The 16414-nt window shown below is 60.5% G+C and carries 12 protein-coding genes; 5 read left to right on the forward strand and 7 right to left on the reverse strand.

The genetic code is table 11. The features are described from left to right. Positions 1-121: 121 nt before the first annotated feature. A complete protein-coding gene (locus ACVWZM_RS43795; RefSeq protein WP_456856380.1) occupies positions 122-1267 on the forward strand; it encodes an NAD(P)/FAD-dependent oxidoreductase in 1146 nt (381 codons plus the stop codon). A 375-nt stretch (positions 1268-1642) separates the two neighbouring features. Next, on the forward strand, positions 1643-1882 hold the full coding sequence (locus ACVWZM_RS43800; protein ID WP_456856381.1) for a hypothetical protein: 240 nt from the start codon (positions 1643-1645) through the stop codon (positions 1880-1882). A 253-nt stretch (positions 1883-2135) separates the two neighbouring features. On the opposite strand, the gene ACVWZM_RS43805 is transcribed toward ACVWZM_RS43800, so the two are convergent. Beyond that, positions 2136-3032, reverse strand: a complete 897-nt coding sequence (locus tag ACVWZM_RS43805; protein WP_076831767.1) for a LysR family transcriptional regulator — start codon at positions 3030-3032, stop codon at positions 2136-2138. Positions 3033-3349: 317 nt separating this feature from the next. Here ACVWZM_RS43805 and ACVWZM_RS43810 point away from each other — a divergent pair, with 317 nt between their 5' ends. Both ACVWZM_RS43810 and ACVWZM_RS43815 read left to right on the forward strand, forming a co-directional pair. Beyond that, entirely contained in the window at positions 3350-4084 is a 735-nt protein-coding gene (locus ACVWZM_RS43810) for an SDR family NAD(P)-dependent oxidoreductase (protein WP_456856383.1), read from the forward strand. Positions 4085-4120: 36 nt separating this feature from the next. Beyond that, positions 4121-4720: an NADPH-dependent F420 reductase gene (locus ACVWZM_RS43815; protein ID WP_456856385.1), complete on the forward strand. Its 600-nt coding sequence runs from the start codon at positions 4121-4123 to the stop codon at positions 4718-4720. Between the two features lie 171 nt (positions 4721-4891). Here the strand turns inward: ACVWZM_RS43815 and ACVWZM_RS43820 are convergent, their stop codons facing one another. Then, positions 4892-5545 carry a glutathione S-transferase gene (locus ACVWZM_RS43820; protein ID WP_456856862.1) on the reverse strand — a complete coding sequence of 218 codons (654 nt, stop codon included), beginning with the start codon at positions 5543-5545 and terminating at the stop codon, positions 4892-4894. 107 nt (positions 5546-5652) lie between these two features. Between ACVWZM_RS43820 and ACVWZM_RS43825 the strand changes: the two genes are divergently transcribed. Further along, complete coding sequence (locus ACVWZM_RS43825; RefSeq protein ID WP_456856387.1) at positions 5653-6216, forward strand: TetR/AcrR family transcriptional regulator; 564 nt, start codon at positions 5653-5655, stop codon at positions 6214-6216. A gap of 921 nt (positions 6217-7137) precedes the next feature. Here the strand turns inward: ACVWZM_RS43825 and ACVWZM_RS43830 are convergent. From ACVWZM_RS43830 to ACVWZM_RS43850, 5 genes are all read right to left on the reverse strand, one after another. Further along, a complete protein-coding gene (locus ACVWZM_RS43830; RefSeq protein WP_456856389.1) occupies positions 7138-8004 on the reverse strand; it encodes a hypothetical protein in 867 nt (288 codons plus the stop codon). Further along, positions 7997-9649 carry an AAA family ATPase gene (locus tag ACVWZM_RS43835; protein WP_456856391.1) on the reverse strand — a complete coding sequence of 551 codons (1653 nt, stop codon included), beginning with the start codon at positions 9647-9649 and terminating at the stop codon, positions 7997-7999. Before ACVWZM_RS43835 ends, ACVWZM_RS43830 begins: the two co-directional genes overlap by 8 nt. A gap of 415 nt (positions 9650-10064) precedes the next feature. After that, complete coding sequence (locus ACVWZM_RS43840; RefSeq protein WP_456856392.1) at positions 10065-13391, reverse strand: AAA family ATPase; 3327 nt, start codon at positions 13389-13391, stop codon at positions 10065-10067. A gap of 935 nt (positions 13392-14326) precedes the next feature. Further along, complete coding sequence (locus ACVWZM_RS43845; RefSeq protein WP_456856394.1) at positions 14327-14650, reverse strand: putative quinol monooxygenase; 324 nt, start codon at positions 14648-14650, stop codon at positions 14327-14329. Positions 14651-14914: 264 nt separating this feature from the next. After that, entirely contained in the window at positions 14915-16078 is a 1164-nt protein-coding gene (locus ACVWZM_RS43850; protein ID WP_057015126.1) for an IS4 family transposase, read from the reverse strand. Positions 16079-16414: the final 336 nt, after the last annotated feature.

Consider the following 16414-nt stretch of genomic DNA (forward strand, 5'->3'; position numbering starts at 1 on the left):
TGTGGCGGATTACGCTTCGCCGGTCCACCTGCGCTCGGCTGGATTATGCTTGCTGCCGGAGCATCGGAAATGACATGGTCGATCTCACACCGCCGATGCAGGCAGAGCGCAGGACTTCTTCGTGAGCACCAATCAAGCGATCAAACTTGCGGTGATCGGACGCGGCCTGATCGGATCGGCGGCTGCGCGGCATCTGAGCAAGATGGGCCACGATGTTGCGCTGATCGGGCCCGATGAGCCGGCGGATTTTTCGCGCCATGGCGGCGTCTTCGGCAGCCACTATGACGAGGGCCGCATCACGCGGAGTTACGATCCAGGGCCGTTCTGGCGGCAAGCGAACCGCGCTGCGATTTCGCGCTACGGCGAGATTTCAGCGGAGAGCGGCGTGGAGTTCTATCGGGAAGCCGGTGCGCTTCACATCGGCCGCAGCGAAACCACTGATGTTGCTTCGATCGGCAGGATCTGTGCCGAAGACGGGATCCGGTGTGAAGCCTATCATGATGCGGGGCTCGCGGAGCGCTTTCCGTTTCTGAAATCGACGGCGGGAATGCAGGGTTATTTCGAGCCACGCAATGCCGGATACATCAGCCCGCGCCGTCTGGTCCGCGCGCAGACGATCGCGGCCGAGCGCGCCGGCGCCCGGATTATCGACGAACCCGCGCTGGGGATTTCGGAAAGCGGCTCCGGCGTGACGATCCGGACGCAATCGGGCAGCGTCGAGGCCGAGCGCGTTCTGGTTGCGGCGGGCGGGCACACCCAATCGCTGCTCGGCCGCTCCCTGAGCTTTACGGTCTATGGGCGGACCGCAGCGCTGTTCCGGCTTGGTGCGGCGGAGACCCAACGCCTGGCCGGAATGCCATCGATGCGTTGTCTCGGGCCCAAGGGTGACAATCCCTACATCCTGCCGCCGATCCGCTATCCGGACGGCCAGACCTGGCTGAAGCTCGGCGGCGATCCGGTCGATCTTCCGCTCGACAGCGAGGCCGATATCAAGGACTGGTTCCGCTCGGGCGGATCGATTGAAGTCGCCGATCGGCTTCAAGGACAGATCCTTGAACGCATTCGCGACCTCGCTTTCGAGGAACGCCGCGTCGTGCCCTGCATGACCACCTTCGGCGACAGCGGACTGCCCTGCATCGGACCGCTTTCGGAGCGCGTCACGGTCGCGTTCTGCTGCTACGGCAAGAGCGCAAAATGTTCGGACGAACTCGGCCGGCTCGGCGGCATGGCGCTGCTCGGCGAGATCAGAGCCGAGCTCGCGCCGTGACGGAGTTTTGTGCGGCGTTTGCGTCCGAAAGTTCCAAGGCACGGGTAGCCCGCATCAGCGCAGCGATATGCGGGACGCCACGACACGCCCCGGATATCGCTTCGCCCGTCCGGGCTACGCTTGCTGAACCCGTAGGAGTGCCAACGCGGACGTAACGCGCCCTCACGATCATCACCCGAAGACGTGATGGATTACGTTTCGTTCATCCGGCCTGTTGGTGATGGTCTGCATCGCGCGACACAGCGGCGAGGATCTCGTTGCTCACGCAGCGTTGAGCCGGCGTGAGTGATGATTGCATTCAAGTCCGCCGATGCCGCGCACAAATATCTGACGAGGCCAGACTCCTTGGCCCCATAAACAACACGGAGAAACTCCATGACCAACGTCAAACTCCTGTCGGCTTCCTTGATCGCGGTTGCCATGATCGCGTCGCCGGCAATGGCGCGTGAAACCCACGCGATGTCCCGCCACGTCGCGGAGGCGAGCGCCGCCGCGCCGACCGAGCACGTCTATGTCGACGGTCGCGCCTGCATTCCGGCGCCGCGCGTCGGTTCATTCGCCACTGCGCCCTGGACCGGCAACAATGTCCCCTGCGAGCCGGGTCCATCTTATTGATCGCGTGGCGCGCATCGATCGGTCAAGCGGCCTCCTAGCCGCTTGACCAGCGCGATGTGCCATCGCTCCGCTGAAACAGTGAGTAGCCCGCATGAGCGCAGCGATATGCGGGACACCACGCGACACACGATAGAAAATGCCCCGGATATCGCTTCGCTCATCCGGCTACGCTTGCTCGATGGTTCTCATTGCGCCCAATGAGTTGATTTGTCGTTGCAGAAACGTTTCTTCGTCTTTGACTCCTGCCCGCGCGTCAGTCGCGTGATACGGACAGTCCGGCGAGAAGCGGAGCGTATGCCGTGAGCCTGCGGGATACGAACTCGGTGAAGAGCCGCACGCGCTTCGTCTTGCGTGTCTCTCCCTGTGTGAGAAGCCAGAGCGTTCCGTACATGTGCAGGTCGGTGCCCGGCACCCTCACAAGCAGAGGGTCGGCATCTCCGACGAAGCACGGCAGCGTCGTCATGCCGATCCCCTGCTGCACCGCGACGATCTGCGCCGCGGCATCTGTGGCCCGGAACGGAACCTCGGCGGCACGAACCTCGCCCTCGTGGGCCCAGTCCGGGATTCCGTGAATACTTATGACAATCCACCTGACGGGATCAGGCGCGCCCGCGCGCCACGCGGCCAGTCGATCGCGGGATATGTAGATGCCGCCGAACAGCTCCGGTCCCTTCAGGCCGTGAAGATTGAGCGGCAGGGTTTTGCGGTCGTAGACGACGCGGATCGCGACATCGGCCTCCCGGTTGGTCAGATTTGCCAGCTCACCGGACGACAGGATTTCCATCTCGATGTCCGGATGCAGTCGTGCGAAATCGGCGAAGTCCGGCATGAGCAGGTGTGTCGCGAGGGGCGGTGCCAGCGTCACCCGCAGAAGCCCGCGCACGCCCTGGTCGCGGCCGAAGACGCGCGTCTCCAGCTGGTGCGACGACGCTTCCATCTGGTCCGCGAGTTCGAGGACCTCCTCCCCCGCAGCCGTCAGGCGGTAGCCCGAAGGCAGCTTCTCGAACATGTGCGCTCCGAGCCGCTCCTCCAGCTGGGCGACGCGTCGCAGCACGGTCGAGTGGTTCACCCCGAGCCGTTCGGCGGCAGCCCGCACCGAGCCTCCGCGCGCGACGGCAAGAAAGTAGCGAACGTCATCCCAGTCGATCATGGTGCAATCCGGCACCGCTGGGGTGCGCCTTCCAAAGCCCGTCTCCAATACATCGAACAGCATCTCGTATGTGAGTAGCACGGGCGATCATCATAGCCCAAGCCGAATAGCCACGCCGACAAGCGCGGCCCAATTCCGAACGGCGGACACCGATCGTCGCGGCTGGCGTCAGTCATCCGGCCGGATCGATTTCGCACCACCGATGTGCGCGCTTCCGCACTCAACGCCTGACGCCGGCAGAGCTACGTCGAGGTTCTCGGGGGCCATCTCGCAAATGGGACCAGAGACGCTGTCCGACACCGACGAAAGGAGAAGTCATGGGAAAGCTTGAGGGTAAGGTTGCAGTCATCACGGGTGGATCGAGCGGCATGGCGCTGGCGAGCGCCAGGCGGTTCGTTGAAGAAGGCGCCTATGTTTTCATCACGGGCCGAAGGCAGGAGGTGCTCGACGAGGCGGTCAAGCTGATCGGCCGCAACGTGACCGGCGTGCGCGGCGACGCGGCCAATCTCGACGACCTCGATCGTCTGTTCGATACAGTCAAGCGGGAAAAGGGCAGGATCGACGTCCTGTACGCGAGCGCCGGCATCGGCAAGGCCGTCCCACTGGGCGAGATTACCGAGCAGCATTTCGATGCGACCTTCGACCTGAATACGCGCGGCACGTTGTTTGCGGTTCAGAAGGCGTTGCCGCTGTTCAACGATGGCGGATCGATCTTCATGACCGGGTCGGTCGCTTCGGTGAAGGGCTTTCCTGGTTACGGCGTATATGCGGCGAGCAAGGCGGCGTTGCGCGCATTCGCACGCACGTGGCTCAACGAACTGAAGGGCAGGAATATCCGTGTGAACGTGCTGAGCCCTGGGCCGATCGCCACACCGATGCAGGACCAGGTTCTCACCGAGGAAGCGAAGCGGATGTTCGAATCCCTGATCCCGCGGGGAAAGATGGGTCGTCCCGAGGAAATTGCGGCGGCCGCGCTGTTTCTTGCCTCAGACGATTCGAGCTTCGTGAATGGGGTGGAGTTGTCTGTCGACGGCGGCTTCTCGGCCATCTGAAATCGAATCATCACCAACACGGATCGGAGAAGCACTATGAGCTACGCGATTGTAGGATTCGGTAAGATAGGCCAGGCCCTCGCCCACGCCTTCGCCCGTAAGAACATCAACGTGACCGTCGCGAGCCGCCGGCCGCCCGAGGCGTTGGCGCCGCAGGCTCGGGCGATTGGACCGACGGTCGTCGCCAAGTCGTTGCGGGAAGCACTCGAGGCCGACACAATCATCCTGGCGGTCCCGTTCGGGGAGCATCGCGAGGTTGGGAAGGCCCTGCCGAGCTGGAAAGGCAAGACGGTCGTCGACGCGATGAACGCGTTTCCAGTCCCTGAAGAGCTGGACGGCGTCCCGTCCTCCGCCTTCGTCGCGAAGGCGTTCACCGGCGCCAAGCTCGTGAAAGGGTTCAATCACCTGGTTGCGGCCAAGCTGGCTGCCGATCCGATCGTCGAGGGCGGCCGCCGGGTGGTCTTTCTGTCTGGTGACGACGAGGACGCGACCGCTCCTGTGGCGGCCTTGGCGAAGCAACTCGGGTTCGCACCCGTCAAGCTGGGAAAGCTCAACGAGGGTGGCGCGCTGGTGCACGCACGCGGGCGCACTTGGGGCCCGCTCATCTTCCAGGATCTGTTCAAGAAGGAGCAGTAACGGATTTGCGATCCGTAGCCCGCATGAGCGGAGCGACATGCGGGACGAGACGCGGAGCGCCGATCGGAAAACCCCGGATGTCGCTGCGCCCATCCGGGCTACGCTTGCTATCTTGGCGATCCGCCCTCGCGTAAGACTCACGAGGGCGGTGTTCGCAAACTACGATCTTAATCAAGATGCCTCGATCGGCTCGGACATCGTTATCCGGTTCTTGACGCTAGGACGCTCCTGCATCGCTGCATACCATGCCAAGAGAGCCTCGCACTCGACCGGCACCGGCACCTTCACCAGTCCCGCGAAGATCAAGCCGCCGATGAGGGTGATATCGGCCATCGTGAATGCGTCGCCGGCGACGAACGGCTGTCGTTTCAGAATGCCGTCAAAGTAGTGCATCCCCCTGAGGGCCTTGTCGCGCTGACGGAATCCCCATTCGGGGTTCTGATAGATCTCGACATGAGGCCCAAGACCCGGCGTGGCGTGGTGGAAATAGACACTGATGGCATCGAGCAGCTCCAGTTCGGCGCGCTTGCTCATCATGTGGATCACGCCCTTGTCGCGCGGCGTCCTGCCGGTCAGCGTCGGCGCGCCATCGAGCGCGTCAAGGTACTCGGTAATGGCCGTGCACTCGCCAATGAACGCCCCGTCGTCGAGTTCGAGCACCGGCAGCGTGCCGGAGTAGTTCTTGGCGAGGAATTCGGGCTTCTTGTGCTCGCCCTTGTAGAGATCGACCAGTACGAACTCCACCTGCGACCGCAGGTTCTTCTCGGCCAAAGCGATGCGAACGCGGGCCGGATATGGGCCAGTTGGCCAATCGTAAATCTTCATCATGACTCCCGTCTACCTGTCACTTGGTAGGGTCAAATTAGCCTTCAAATCCGGCCGGTCAACGCCTATCTATCACTTGGTAGATAACGAAGCAGTGAGGCAATGAAGTGAGTTCGAGCTCTCGGGAGGCCATCCTGGCGTCAGCAAAGCGGACCGCGCAGGCACGCGGCTATGGCGGCTTGAATTTCCGCGATCTCGCGGACGAAGTCGGGATCAAGGCCGCCAGCATCTATCACCATTTTCCGAGCAAAGCCGATCTCGGCGTCGCCGTCGCGCAACGCTACTGGGAGGACACCGCCGCCCAACTCGAGTCGATGCTGGCAGAAACGGCCGATCCTGTCCGCTGCCTGCGTCGATATCCCGATGTGTTTCGCAAAGCGCTCGAGAGCAACAACCGCATGTGCCTCTGCAGCTTCATGTCGGCGGAAGTCGACGACCTGCCGGACGCAGTGAAGAAGCAGGTCCAGACCTTTGCCGACGTCAACGTGGCGTGGCTGAGCAAGCTGTTGGTGGCCGCGGGCCTGGTCAGTTCGAGAAAGAGCGAACAGCGGGCCCGCGCCATCTTCGCCGCCGTCGCCGGCGCGCAGCTCGTCGCCAGAAGCCGCTCCGATATTTCGCTCTACGACTCGATGATCGACAGCTATCGCGCCGCGGGTCTTCTGCCGGCATAGATGGCCCGAACGTCGGATCGAGATGAGGCGGCGACGCCCTACTCCCACTCGATCGTTCCAAGCCATGGTAGCGCGTAGCCCGCATCAGCGAAGCGATATGCGGGACACCAGGCGACACGCTGACAGGAGTGCCCCGGATATCGCGGAGGCCGTCATCGGGCGCGCGTTCGCGCGACCCGTTGGCTCATCCGGGCTACGCTCGCTGGTGCACGCACGCGACCGCATTTGGGGCCCGCTCATCTTCCAGGATCTGTTCAAGAAGGAGCAGTGATCGGCAGAAGTGCGCCGTTCGAAGAGCGGGGAAACACCCTGGCCGCGCCGGATGAACAGTGCGCAATTCGGTTCAACGGTGTCAAACAGCACCAGATATAGCAGCGCGTTCTCGCGACGATCATCGTCCGAGCCTTGATGTTGGTTTCACCCTCTTCGATCAGAGGGCGCAGGGAAGACCGGGTGCCGATCGCACCCATGGGCCCCGAGCAATGGGTAGGAAGCTCGGGGGTAGGACCACAGGTGTAACCGGAAACATCCGGCCTTCCCTGCGCGATGGTTGTGCGGCTTACTTCGTGCTCTCCCCGGCGAGACTGGGCTTTTTTGTCACCGTTTCGCGAAGATGCTTCGCATCTCGCGGAAGACACCTACCACTAGGGCGTCAGGACCACACGACTTCGCCGTCCACTTCATGCGCACTCGTCAGTCGCGCACTCGGCGTCCACCGCATCCCACACCACGTTCGTGACGACCGCGATCCGCCCCTCATGTCGGGTGGGATGCGCATATTGAACATCTGAGTTGGGTCAAACGCCAAGCGGAATATTTTCTTATCGCGGGATTGACGGGTTTTGCTGAGTTGCCCGTCGGGGTGATTTGTCGCGGGTGGCGCAAAGGGATTTGACTTGCGTCCCACCACTACATCGACGCCTAGCCGAGAGCCGCGTCGGGCTGGCGGCCTGGAATGGACAACCTTCCTAACAGCCACGTCACAACGTCTGGCTCAAGCAGACCAGAAACAAAGACCGAGTTCCAGTTGTTCATGCTCTTGTGCAAATCGTCCAGAGCACCACGTTCCTTTTCGAGTAATTCCTCCAACTCAGCTCGAATTGTAACGTTCTTTTCTAGAGCGCGGACTACTAGGCTCGGACGACGAAAGAACGAGCTCCAACGATCCGCCAAGTATTTCGCAATCGCCGACCTTTGAACGATAGACCTGACGTGAAAGCTGATGGCCGAATAGTGTGCGTGAGTATTTGGAATCGTTAGGACAACGGAAACCCGCGGCACATCACCGAGATCGTCAAATTGGGCCCTCACCAGCCGATCACCGAGGCAAGCATCGAAGTATGGGTGCAAGACTCGCTCACCTTGAGCTGCGCCAACACAAACCTCCTTCCGCTTGCTATTGCACTTGCACGCAGGAACGAGGTTCCTCGAGAACACCGCAAAAATTGGAAACGTAGCCTTCGGAAGGTAGTGATCAAGAGTACCACTGTGCATCGATCCGCACATTGGACATACGAGATGTTCCGTGGAGACTCGCATCGCTCGAATGTGGCCTAAATCTATCGGAGGCGACGCGTAGTGATCTCGCAGATAGTTCGCAATAGCGTCGGTCAGAGGTGGGTTCTGAACCAGCGTGGGATTGCCGCCGACAGCAATATACTCGGCATACCAATCCAGCACGTTCGGAGCCAAAGCCTGAAGCTGAGGGTAACTCTTCAAACGCACATTATTTGATAAAGAATGGAATGCCGCCCAGTCATCATAGATCGGCACTGGAATCTTATTCACTGCCAGCCTCGCCCTCAATCACCGCGCGCAGAGTATTGAGCAATTCCAATGACAGCTCGTCCTTGTACTGCTCGTAGACCTGCGGCCAAGGCAATTTCCGAGCGATTAATCTTTGCTCAACTTCAGATGCTAACTTGGACGGTTCATCCTCCCCAAACACGAAGTAAGAGATCGCCCCGACATCTGCGCCGAACGTTCGCAGAGTTGGTCGCTGTGCCAGCACTATTCCGTCACCGTCAACACTCAGCACCGTGACCTGCTCGCGAAATACTTCTCGGACAAAGTACGCTGAATGGGTCGCGATAATTGCAGCTGAGCCTGTCGACTCCAAGAGATTATCTAGGAGCGCGACAAAACGACCAATGAAGTTCGGGTGCAGATGGGTCTCGGGTTCGTCCAGCAATAGTAGCGAACCATTCTCAATATGCAGACTAGCTTGAGCAGCAAATTTTAGGAACGAAAGCTCACCACTGCTAAGAGGATACCCTTCGCCGTCTATGACACGTAGCGGCTCTTGCCTGACATTGATTGCCGCAAACTTCTCCAAAGTCTGCTTTTCCGACCCCCGCATTAACCCAGCTAATGACACGTAGCGCTCTGAAGATAGCGAACTCACCAAGTGAATTTGCCCAGGCTCAGCAATAGCATGCAGCGCCTCAATAAAGATGCTCCAGCGCGACTTCGATGCGACCGTTTGCACCGACCTCGCGACTTGAACGATGAGATCAGACACATAGTCGTTGCGTCTCGACCGACGCGCGCGGTTCATAGAGTAGCGCTGATACCAAATACGAGGTCGTCTCCTCTTGTCCGAAGGGAAGACAGACTCAGCTTCGTTGGTTGGCGCGAATGCCAAGAGGCGATTTATCAGCGGGCGACCGCCACTGACGCCATCGGTGAGCGATGACGATCCGTCCATCGCGGCACGCACGATACGACCCAACGTTTGGCTCTTCCCGACCCCGTTCTTCCCAATAATGACCGCGATCCGCTTCGGTAGATCGGCATCATGGTCAAAATGGAAACGCAAGTCATGGTCACTTCGTCGACCTGGCAGCTGGAATCGAATGGCTAGAGTCGAGGAAAGTCTTCCGATTTCCTCGCTCGATAGCCCGCGGAGAATCGGACCTGCATTTTTCAAGGCGAAGTAGGCATCAGAGCTTCGCATGAATGATAGCGAAAAAACCTCAGTCTCGACTGCCTTTTTCAAGATATCCGAATTCGCGTCGAACTCACCAAGAGCTACGAGATCGTTCACCGCGATGAGCGCTTGTGTGGCCTCTTCAGCACCTAGTGCTTGGACCACAGAACGATAAGCCTCCATGCTTGGCAGCATGGTGAAGAACTGGATTTGATCCCTTGGAATTTCTGTAGGCTGCCCGGTACTCGGAACCAATTGAGCCAACAAGCTTCTGTCGGTTCGACCCGGCTCTGCCGTAACGAAACCAACATAGCCGCTCGTCTCCGCGGGCCGATCTACGATTGACCCACGAAATGTATACTCGATACCCGTGTAGTGCCCAAAATCGTTCCAATTGTCGGCGGCTGGCGTGATCTGAACCGTATTGGGCGCTAAGTCTCCTTGCGGCCCAAGGAACACACGCCAGTTGGACTGACTGCCGCCGGTCGAATCCTTTTCCACCATGACGCTTGTTTCATCTCATCGGGGTTGCCACTTGGCTATAGTAGTCTCCCTTCACTCCCACTCAATCATTTCGAACGACGTTTCGTCGTTGATTTGCAAGCACAAACTTTCAAATTTGACAGACAAATGCCGACGGTATGCCCGCCGCAATTTTTTGGTCTTGAATTCACAGAAAAAATTGCTCCTCAAGAAGAACTGGCAATTCCGTTACCTATCGGAGTCTATCGACTGGATGGCGCGCCGCGTGCGAACTAAGACTGACATTGCTCGCACTGGCACGGAGCCTCAGATACCGTCAGAAATCAGGAAGGCACCTTTGGGTCCGGCGCCGCTCACTCCCACTGCTGTGTGCCAGCCATACAGGCCTGCTCCGCATTCCAAAGCCGCCCTCTCCATCAGCTCGGTTCGTGACGACTCAGGCCAGCTGTTCGAGCAGCGCCCTGGCGTCCCTCAAGATCGGCGTGTCGAAGCCTTCGGTGAACGCGCGATACCGCAGCAAGAGGAGATCGTGAGCTTCCGTGCATTTGCTTTGGTCACGCCACAGGCAAGAGAGGCTGGTCGCAGCGCGCAGCCCTAACGTCTTCGCGCTCTGGCGCTCCGCCACAGCAAGCGCTCGATGATAATTCTGCTCTGCCGCCGCCTGGTCGCCTCGCGCATTCAACATGTCGCCTCGAAGTCGATGCAGCTCGGCCTCACTGGACCGTTCCTGGGTCGCCTCGATGAGCTGCGCGGCCTCAACAAGGCATTGCTGCCCCTCCTGCTGATGCCCGACCTTGGCGTGAGCCTCGGCGAGAAGGCAGAGCGCGCGCGGCGTGTGCACCACAGCTCCGGCACCACGAAGCACCGAGAGCCCTTTCGCGAGCAAGGCGAGGCCGCCCTGCGCCTGTCCTACGGCAGTCAATGAGCGACCATGTTGGAGAAGTCCGAGGCCCAACCAGAGCGGAAAGCCATGCTCGTTCGAGAGAGCCACCAGTTCTTCTGCATGCCGCAGTGCATCATGCGGCAAGCCGGCGGCCGCCTCCACTGCACACACCTTGCTCAATACAAAGGCCACCGTGAACGGATGGTCGAGCAAACGGGCTTCTGACAACGCCTCGTCCGCGCGCGCGCGTCCCTGATCGATGTCGCCCAGAAGCGCCAACGTCACCGCCAAGTGACCCTGGCTCGCTGCGCGCGGATCGGCCACCGCTATGGCGGCGCAAATCGCGCGAGCGGCCGGATCTCTCAAGCCATCACACAGCTCGAGAAGGCCGCGCGCTGTCACAAACTCCCCGCGATAGTGGCAACTGGCGCCGTGGATATAGTGACCCAGCATCAGAGTGACTTGATCTTTTCTAGTCTCGCCCAATTTCTCCATCTGCTCGGCAAGCGACACCGCCAGCTCGTGCTCGGCACGAACCGAATGGAAGCCCCATTGGAAATAGAGCAGCGGAGCGAGACGGTCCGGTCGATCGAACCGCTCAGCGAGCGCCCGCGCCCTGACGAGGGTATCGGCCACCGCCGGCGCCGAATACCCCCGGGCTGCCATCAGAGCCCGCCCTAGGGCAATCTCAAGGTCGAGCTCGTGCAGTCTTGGCCGCGACTCCTCGGGCATGCTCGCCAGCAGTTCGAGCCCCTTCTGCAACTGCGCCACCGCTTCCGTCATCGCTGATCGCGCGACCGCCTGCTGGCCCGCTTTGAGCCGGTAGCCGACCGCCTTCTCGTTGAAACCGGCCTCCGTACAATGGTGGGCCATGAGTTGGGGCTGAGCAGCCACGATTTCAGGGAACTGGCTCTCTAACGTCGTCGCAACGCGAGTATGGATCTGCTGACGTCGACCGCGCAGCATGGTGCTATAGGCTGCGTCCTGCACCAGCGCGTGCTTGAAGGTGTACTCTGCATCAGGCGGGGTCCCCCGCTGGAAGACCAGTTCGGCGCTTGCGAGCTGCGCCAAGGCCCCGTCCACCTGTTGCTGCGGCATGGCTGCGACGGCGCTGATCAGCTCATGCGAGAACGACCGCCCAAGGGCAGCTCCGATCTGCGCCATCTCGCGCACGGGCGCCAACCGATCGAGCCGTGCCAGGAGCGAGGCATGGAGCGAGGTAGGGATGGCAAGCCGAGGCACGGGCCCCCTCGCATCAAAGCGGTCGCCAGCGTCCGCCAGCATGCCGCTCTCGATCACCGCCTTGGTCAATTCCTCGATGAACAGCGGTATGCCATCGGTCCGATCGATGATTCCTTCGACGATCTCCCGGGGCAACGCCTTGCCGCCGGTCACCCGCATGATCATCTCGGCACGCTGTCGATGCGGCAGCCGGCTGAGACTGATCAATGTCACGTGCGAGCGCCCGATCCAGGCTGGGGCGAACTCTGGCCGGAAAGTGATGATCAGCAAGACCCGGAGGTTGGCCACGCGGTCGACGATGCGGTCCAGCAGGTCGAGCGAGGTGGGGTCGATCCAGTGCACATCCTCGAACACCATCAGCACGGGCCGGCGCGCCGCCAGTCCCTCGAGCTGGGCCAGCAGGACCGCAAGCGTCTTCTCCTTGCGCTTCTGGGGGGTGAGGCTGAGAGGCGGATAGCTATTGCCGATCGGCACGGACAGCAGGTCCGCGATCAGAGGGACGGCCTCGCTGAGGTCAGCGTCTGCCTCCGCGAGCAGCGCTTCGAGCTTGCCCAACCGTTGCCGGTCCGTATCGTCGCGCCGGAATCCCGCGGCTCGCTCGAGCTGTGAGATGGTCGGGAAAAGCGCGCAGTCCTGATGGTGCGGCGAGCAGAAACGGCGCAAACGGATATGTAGATCATCACTCAGCCGCTCCAGCACGGTCTCGGCGAGGCGCGATTTGCCGATGCCGGGCTCACCCGATATCAGCACGACGGAGCCATCGCCGCGTTTTGTCTGCTGCCAGCGGCGCATCAGCAACTCGATCTGTTCATCGCGGCCGAGCAGTGGCGTTCTGGCTACCCGCAAGGCCTCGAAGCGGCTATCGACCGCGTTCGCACCGATGACTCGCCAGACCGGTACAGGCGCGCTAAACCCTGTGATGGACACGCTCCCGAGAGCGAGATACTCGAAGAGTCCACCGACGAGGCGACGGGTGCTGCCGTCGATGACCACCGTATCCGGCTCGGCCACCGCCTGCAGCCGCGAAGCCAGATTGGGGGTCTCACCGACCACCCCATGTTCCTGCGATGCGCCATCCCCGATGAGATCACCGACGATTACCAAGCCGGTGGCAATGCCAACTCGCACTCGCAATCTTGCCGACGGGCCGACATCGAGTCCTGCCACAGCCGCAACCAATGCTAGCCCGGCGCATACCGCTCGCTCGGCATCGTCTTCATCGGCCCGCGGATAGCCGAAATATGCGAGCACGCCGTCGCCCATGTATCTGGCGACGAACCCGCCAGATTTCTCGATTTGCTCGGCACAGCAGCGGTGGTACTTGCCAATGATTTCCCGCAAGTCCTCAGCGTCGAGCTTGGTCGAGAGTGCTGTCGAGCCAACGAGATCAGCGAACATCACCGTGAGTTGACGTCTCTCGGCCGCGGTCCAGGGAGCACGCACGGGTCTCGGTCCGGTCTCCGCGAACTCCGCAATCGCGCGCAACATCTTCTTGCGATGGCCGAGCGAGACACCGATTTTTTCGAGGTCGTAGTCGGTCAGATCGCGCAGAACGCTTGGATCAATGTCGTTCTCGGCAAAGCGCTGCGCGTATTGCCCCAGGCCGAGGATGTTGAGCCAGTCCGCAATCTGTTGCATCGGCTCCCTCGACTGTCTGATTGACGGCCAGCCGGATTTTTGACTACGGCAAGTAACGTTATCCCGATCCTTTCAGCATAGCATGCTTTAGTTCGCGGCGTTCGGCCGCGGCAAGCCTCGATCTTCGCCAAAATGGTGCAACGGTACAGGCGCTCGCTACCAAGCCGCGAGTGGCGCGATAAGAGCAACTCGATTGCCGTTTCGGCGGCAGGGAGCGTTGCGACTCCCAATTGAGGCGCCTCACGTGCTCCGGCCGCTCTGCACGCTGTAATGCGCCACAACGCTCTGTTCGCAGATGCGCGGTGGAATTCAGACTCCGATCGGGGTTAAGTGGAGGCCACAACCCGGATCAGCGCTCGGATATGAGAGGAAGTGAGAACGCCTCACCAAAACTACGCCACACTGCGCGATAGCAGCCAGCCGCTCCCCCTACTGCCACTCTATCATTTCGAACGACCCTTCGTCGTTGATTTGTAAGAAAAATTCCCCAAGTCTGACGGACAAATGCCGACGGTATACCCGCCGCAATCTTTTGGTCTTGAATTCACAGGAAAATTCGAGCCGCTCGCAATGTTGGCGATTCCGCTACCTATCGGAGACAATCGACGGATCAGCGCTGCTTGCCTAACCAAGGCTGCCGTGCCCGCACTGGTGCGGCGACGCTTCAAATACCGTCAGGGGCGCGGGCACTCGGGAACGTGATCGGCAACGGCATGGCGACGATCGTGATTGCGCGGACCGAAGGCGAGCTCAATTCAGTTCGTTGACCGATGTGCTCGACACCAGGAGTGGCGGCCGCCGAAACGATGGGGTCTCCCGCGGCGCTGATCGATGATACCCCCCACTGCCTGCTCGGAACCAGGCCTAGACCTTTGTCCACCCGCCCATGCGGTCCCTCAATGGCGCCCAAGGGACGGGCCGGCGTCGATCATGGACTATCTGCCCTTGCACTCGTAGCTTTTGATGGGTTCGAGCCATTCAAAACGCCGCTCCGACTTCAACATGTTCTTCAGCTTGCCCTCGTATTCGACCCGATACGCCTTCTTCAGGTGGTAATCTTGAAAGTACTGCGCGCTGCATGCCCAGGTTTCGTAGAGTACCAGGGTATCGGAATCTTCCACCGAACGGTGAAGATAAGTGTTTACGAAGTCCGGTTCATTTGACATTTCGTCGAGCACCTTTACGAGGCTCGAATAGAGTGCTTCGCGTGCTTCGGCCTTGACGGGCAAGTGAACGATGAATGAAATAGTCTGAGACATGGATAAGCTCCCAGAGTTGGATCAAGAGTACTCAATCAGCCGTTTCGGCGGCGTTTAGCTCGGCGCAGCCGTGGCGGACTTAAGCAGCTGTTAATCTGCGACGACATCCCCGGCTCCTAGTTATGGTTGGGATTGCGCTGTCCCTGATGGGCTGCGAGGCGGACACCTTCGACGAGAAGCGCATAATCTTCGGGACGCATCCAGGGTGGCCTTTCCTGCCACCGCTCAAGCTGCTCCACCGATTGCAGGGGTGTCCGGGGAAATTCAGGCATAGCGGAGCTCCATCTGGTCAGGTGAGATGGTTGATTTCCGACGGCTGGGGTTGATGGGCGGAGGTTTGTCGATGGCAGCGAGGGATCGACGCGTGAGCAGGAGCTGGCCGACGAGTTCGGCGAACCTGAGCGGGAGCATTTTGATGCAGTTGGTGTGAGCGGCGATGCGCAGCAGCAGGTAGGCAATCATCGCAGCGAGCACCTGAAGGCGGATCGCGTTGTCGTTGGCGCCGAGGAACTTGCGAATATCGAGATGCTGCTTGATCCAGCGGAACAGCAGCTCGATTTGCCATCGGCTCTTGTAGAGGGCGGCGATCTCGACGGCGCTACGGGCAAGGTCGTTGGTCAGGAGTGTGATCTTGCCGCCTTTCTCGCGTCTGATCTTGATGCGGCGGAGCGGGATTGGAAGGCGCGAATCGCCCTTGCTGGTGAGCTTCACCTCGTCATCGGCAAGGATTTCGAAGCCATCCCCGTTACGCTTGCGGATGGCGCGATGCCTGAGCGAGCGAAGACGGATGCTCGTCTTCGCCCGGGTAACGAAGAAAGCCTTGCTATCATTGATCTTCTGCCACCAGTCGAAACGGCAATAGCCCTTGTCAAACACATAGGTGGTGGCGGGCTGGATTGGGGTCTGTCGGCCGATCTCGATGTCATTGACGTTCGCGGCCGTCATCTCGACGCAGGTCGGGACATCGCTCCTTGGGTCGTAGACGACATGCAGCTTCATGCCGCGAATGCGGCCGTTCCACGTCGCCCAACTGCAGACCTTGCCGAGCGGGATCGGACTGGCGTCGATCAGACGCACCATCTCCATGCCTTCACTCCGCAGCTGGCGACGCGCCATCGCCGACAGCGCCGCAAAGGTTTGCGCGAAAATGCCGATCGGACGGCGGGCATTGGCATCGGACAACGTCGAGCGCGACAGCTTGCCGGTTCCCAAGTGATAGTGATGCTGCGAATTGGCGTTGAAGCCAGTCACCACCCCGCGCAGACTGCTGTTGCCGCTAAGCTGGGCATAGATCAGCGCCACCAGATGATCCCAGCTCCTGAACGACTTGTCGTAGGCATCCCCGTCCAGACGATCCACAACCGTCTGAAACTGCCGTCGATTGATCGGTTCAAGCAGCCTTCCAAAAATGCTACCGCGATATCGCATGCTCGGCCCTCTGTGTCTCGACAACCAGAAAAGACCGATTTGCCTCGGTCCTGCCGAGCATGCACCGCGACACAGTGAATCATTCCCCGGACACCCCTGCACCGATTGCGGGGGGACACGTTTTAGCGCTTCGCGCGCCTCGTCCGAACGCCCGAGATGGGCAAGCGACGCTGCAATATATTGGAAGGTGACAACGTAACCCGGACGCACGCGAGCAACTTGGCGCAACGTCTGCAGCGCAGCCGAGAAATCGCTTGAAAAGAACTGCAAAAGCCCACGCCAGATCAACCAAATCCAAATCAGGGGATCGTGTGGGCTGGCACGCAATGCCTGCTG

Source organism: Bradyrhizobium sp. USDA 4501 (assembly GCF_054062115.1).

Coding starts and splice junctions, on each gene's coding strand:
- ACVWZM_RS43820 (WP_456856862.1), bottom strand. CDS start 5,545: ATGAAGATTTACGATTGGCCAACTGGCCCATATCCGGCCCGCGTTCGC.
- ACVWZM_RS43805 (WP_076831767.1), bottom strand. CDS start 3,032: ATGATCGACTGGGATGACGTTCGCTACTTTCTTGCCGTCGCGCGCGGA.
- ACVWZM_RS43845 (WP_456856394.1), bottom strand. CDS start 14,650: ATGTCTCAGACTATTTCATTCATCGTTCACTTGCCCGTCAAGGCCGAA.
- ACVWZM_RS43810 (WP_456856383.1), top strand. CDS start 3,350: ATGGGAAAGCTTGAGGGTAAGGTTGCAGTCATCACGGGTGGATCGAGC.
- ACVWZM_RS43800 (WP_456856381.1), top strand. CDS start 1,643: ATGACCAACGTCAAACTCCTGTCGGCTTCCTTGATCGCGGTTGCCATG.
- ACVWZM_RS43840 (WP_456856392.1), bottom strand. CDS start 13,391: ATGCAACAGATTGCGGACTGGCTCAACATCCTCGGCCTGGGGCAATAC.
- ACVWZM_RS43850 (WP_057015126.1), bottom strand. CDS start 16,078: ATGCGATATCGCGGTAGCATTTTTGGAAGGCTGCTTGAACCGATCAAT.
- ACVWZM_RS43815 (WP_456856385.1), top strand. CDS start 4,121: ATGAGCTACGCGATTGTAGGATTCGGTAAGATAGGCCAGGCCCTCGCC.
- ACVWZM_RS43835 (WP_456856391.1), bottom strand. CDS start 9,649: ATGGTGGAAAAGGATTCGACCGGCGGCAGTCAGTCCAACTGGCGTGTG.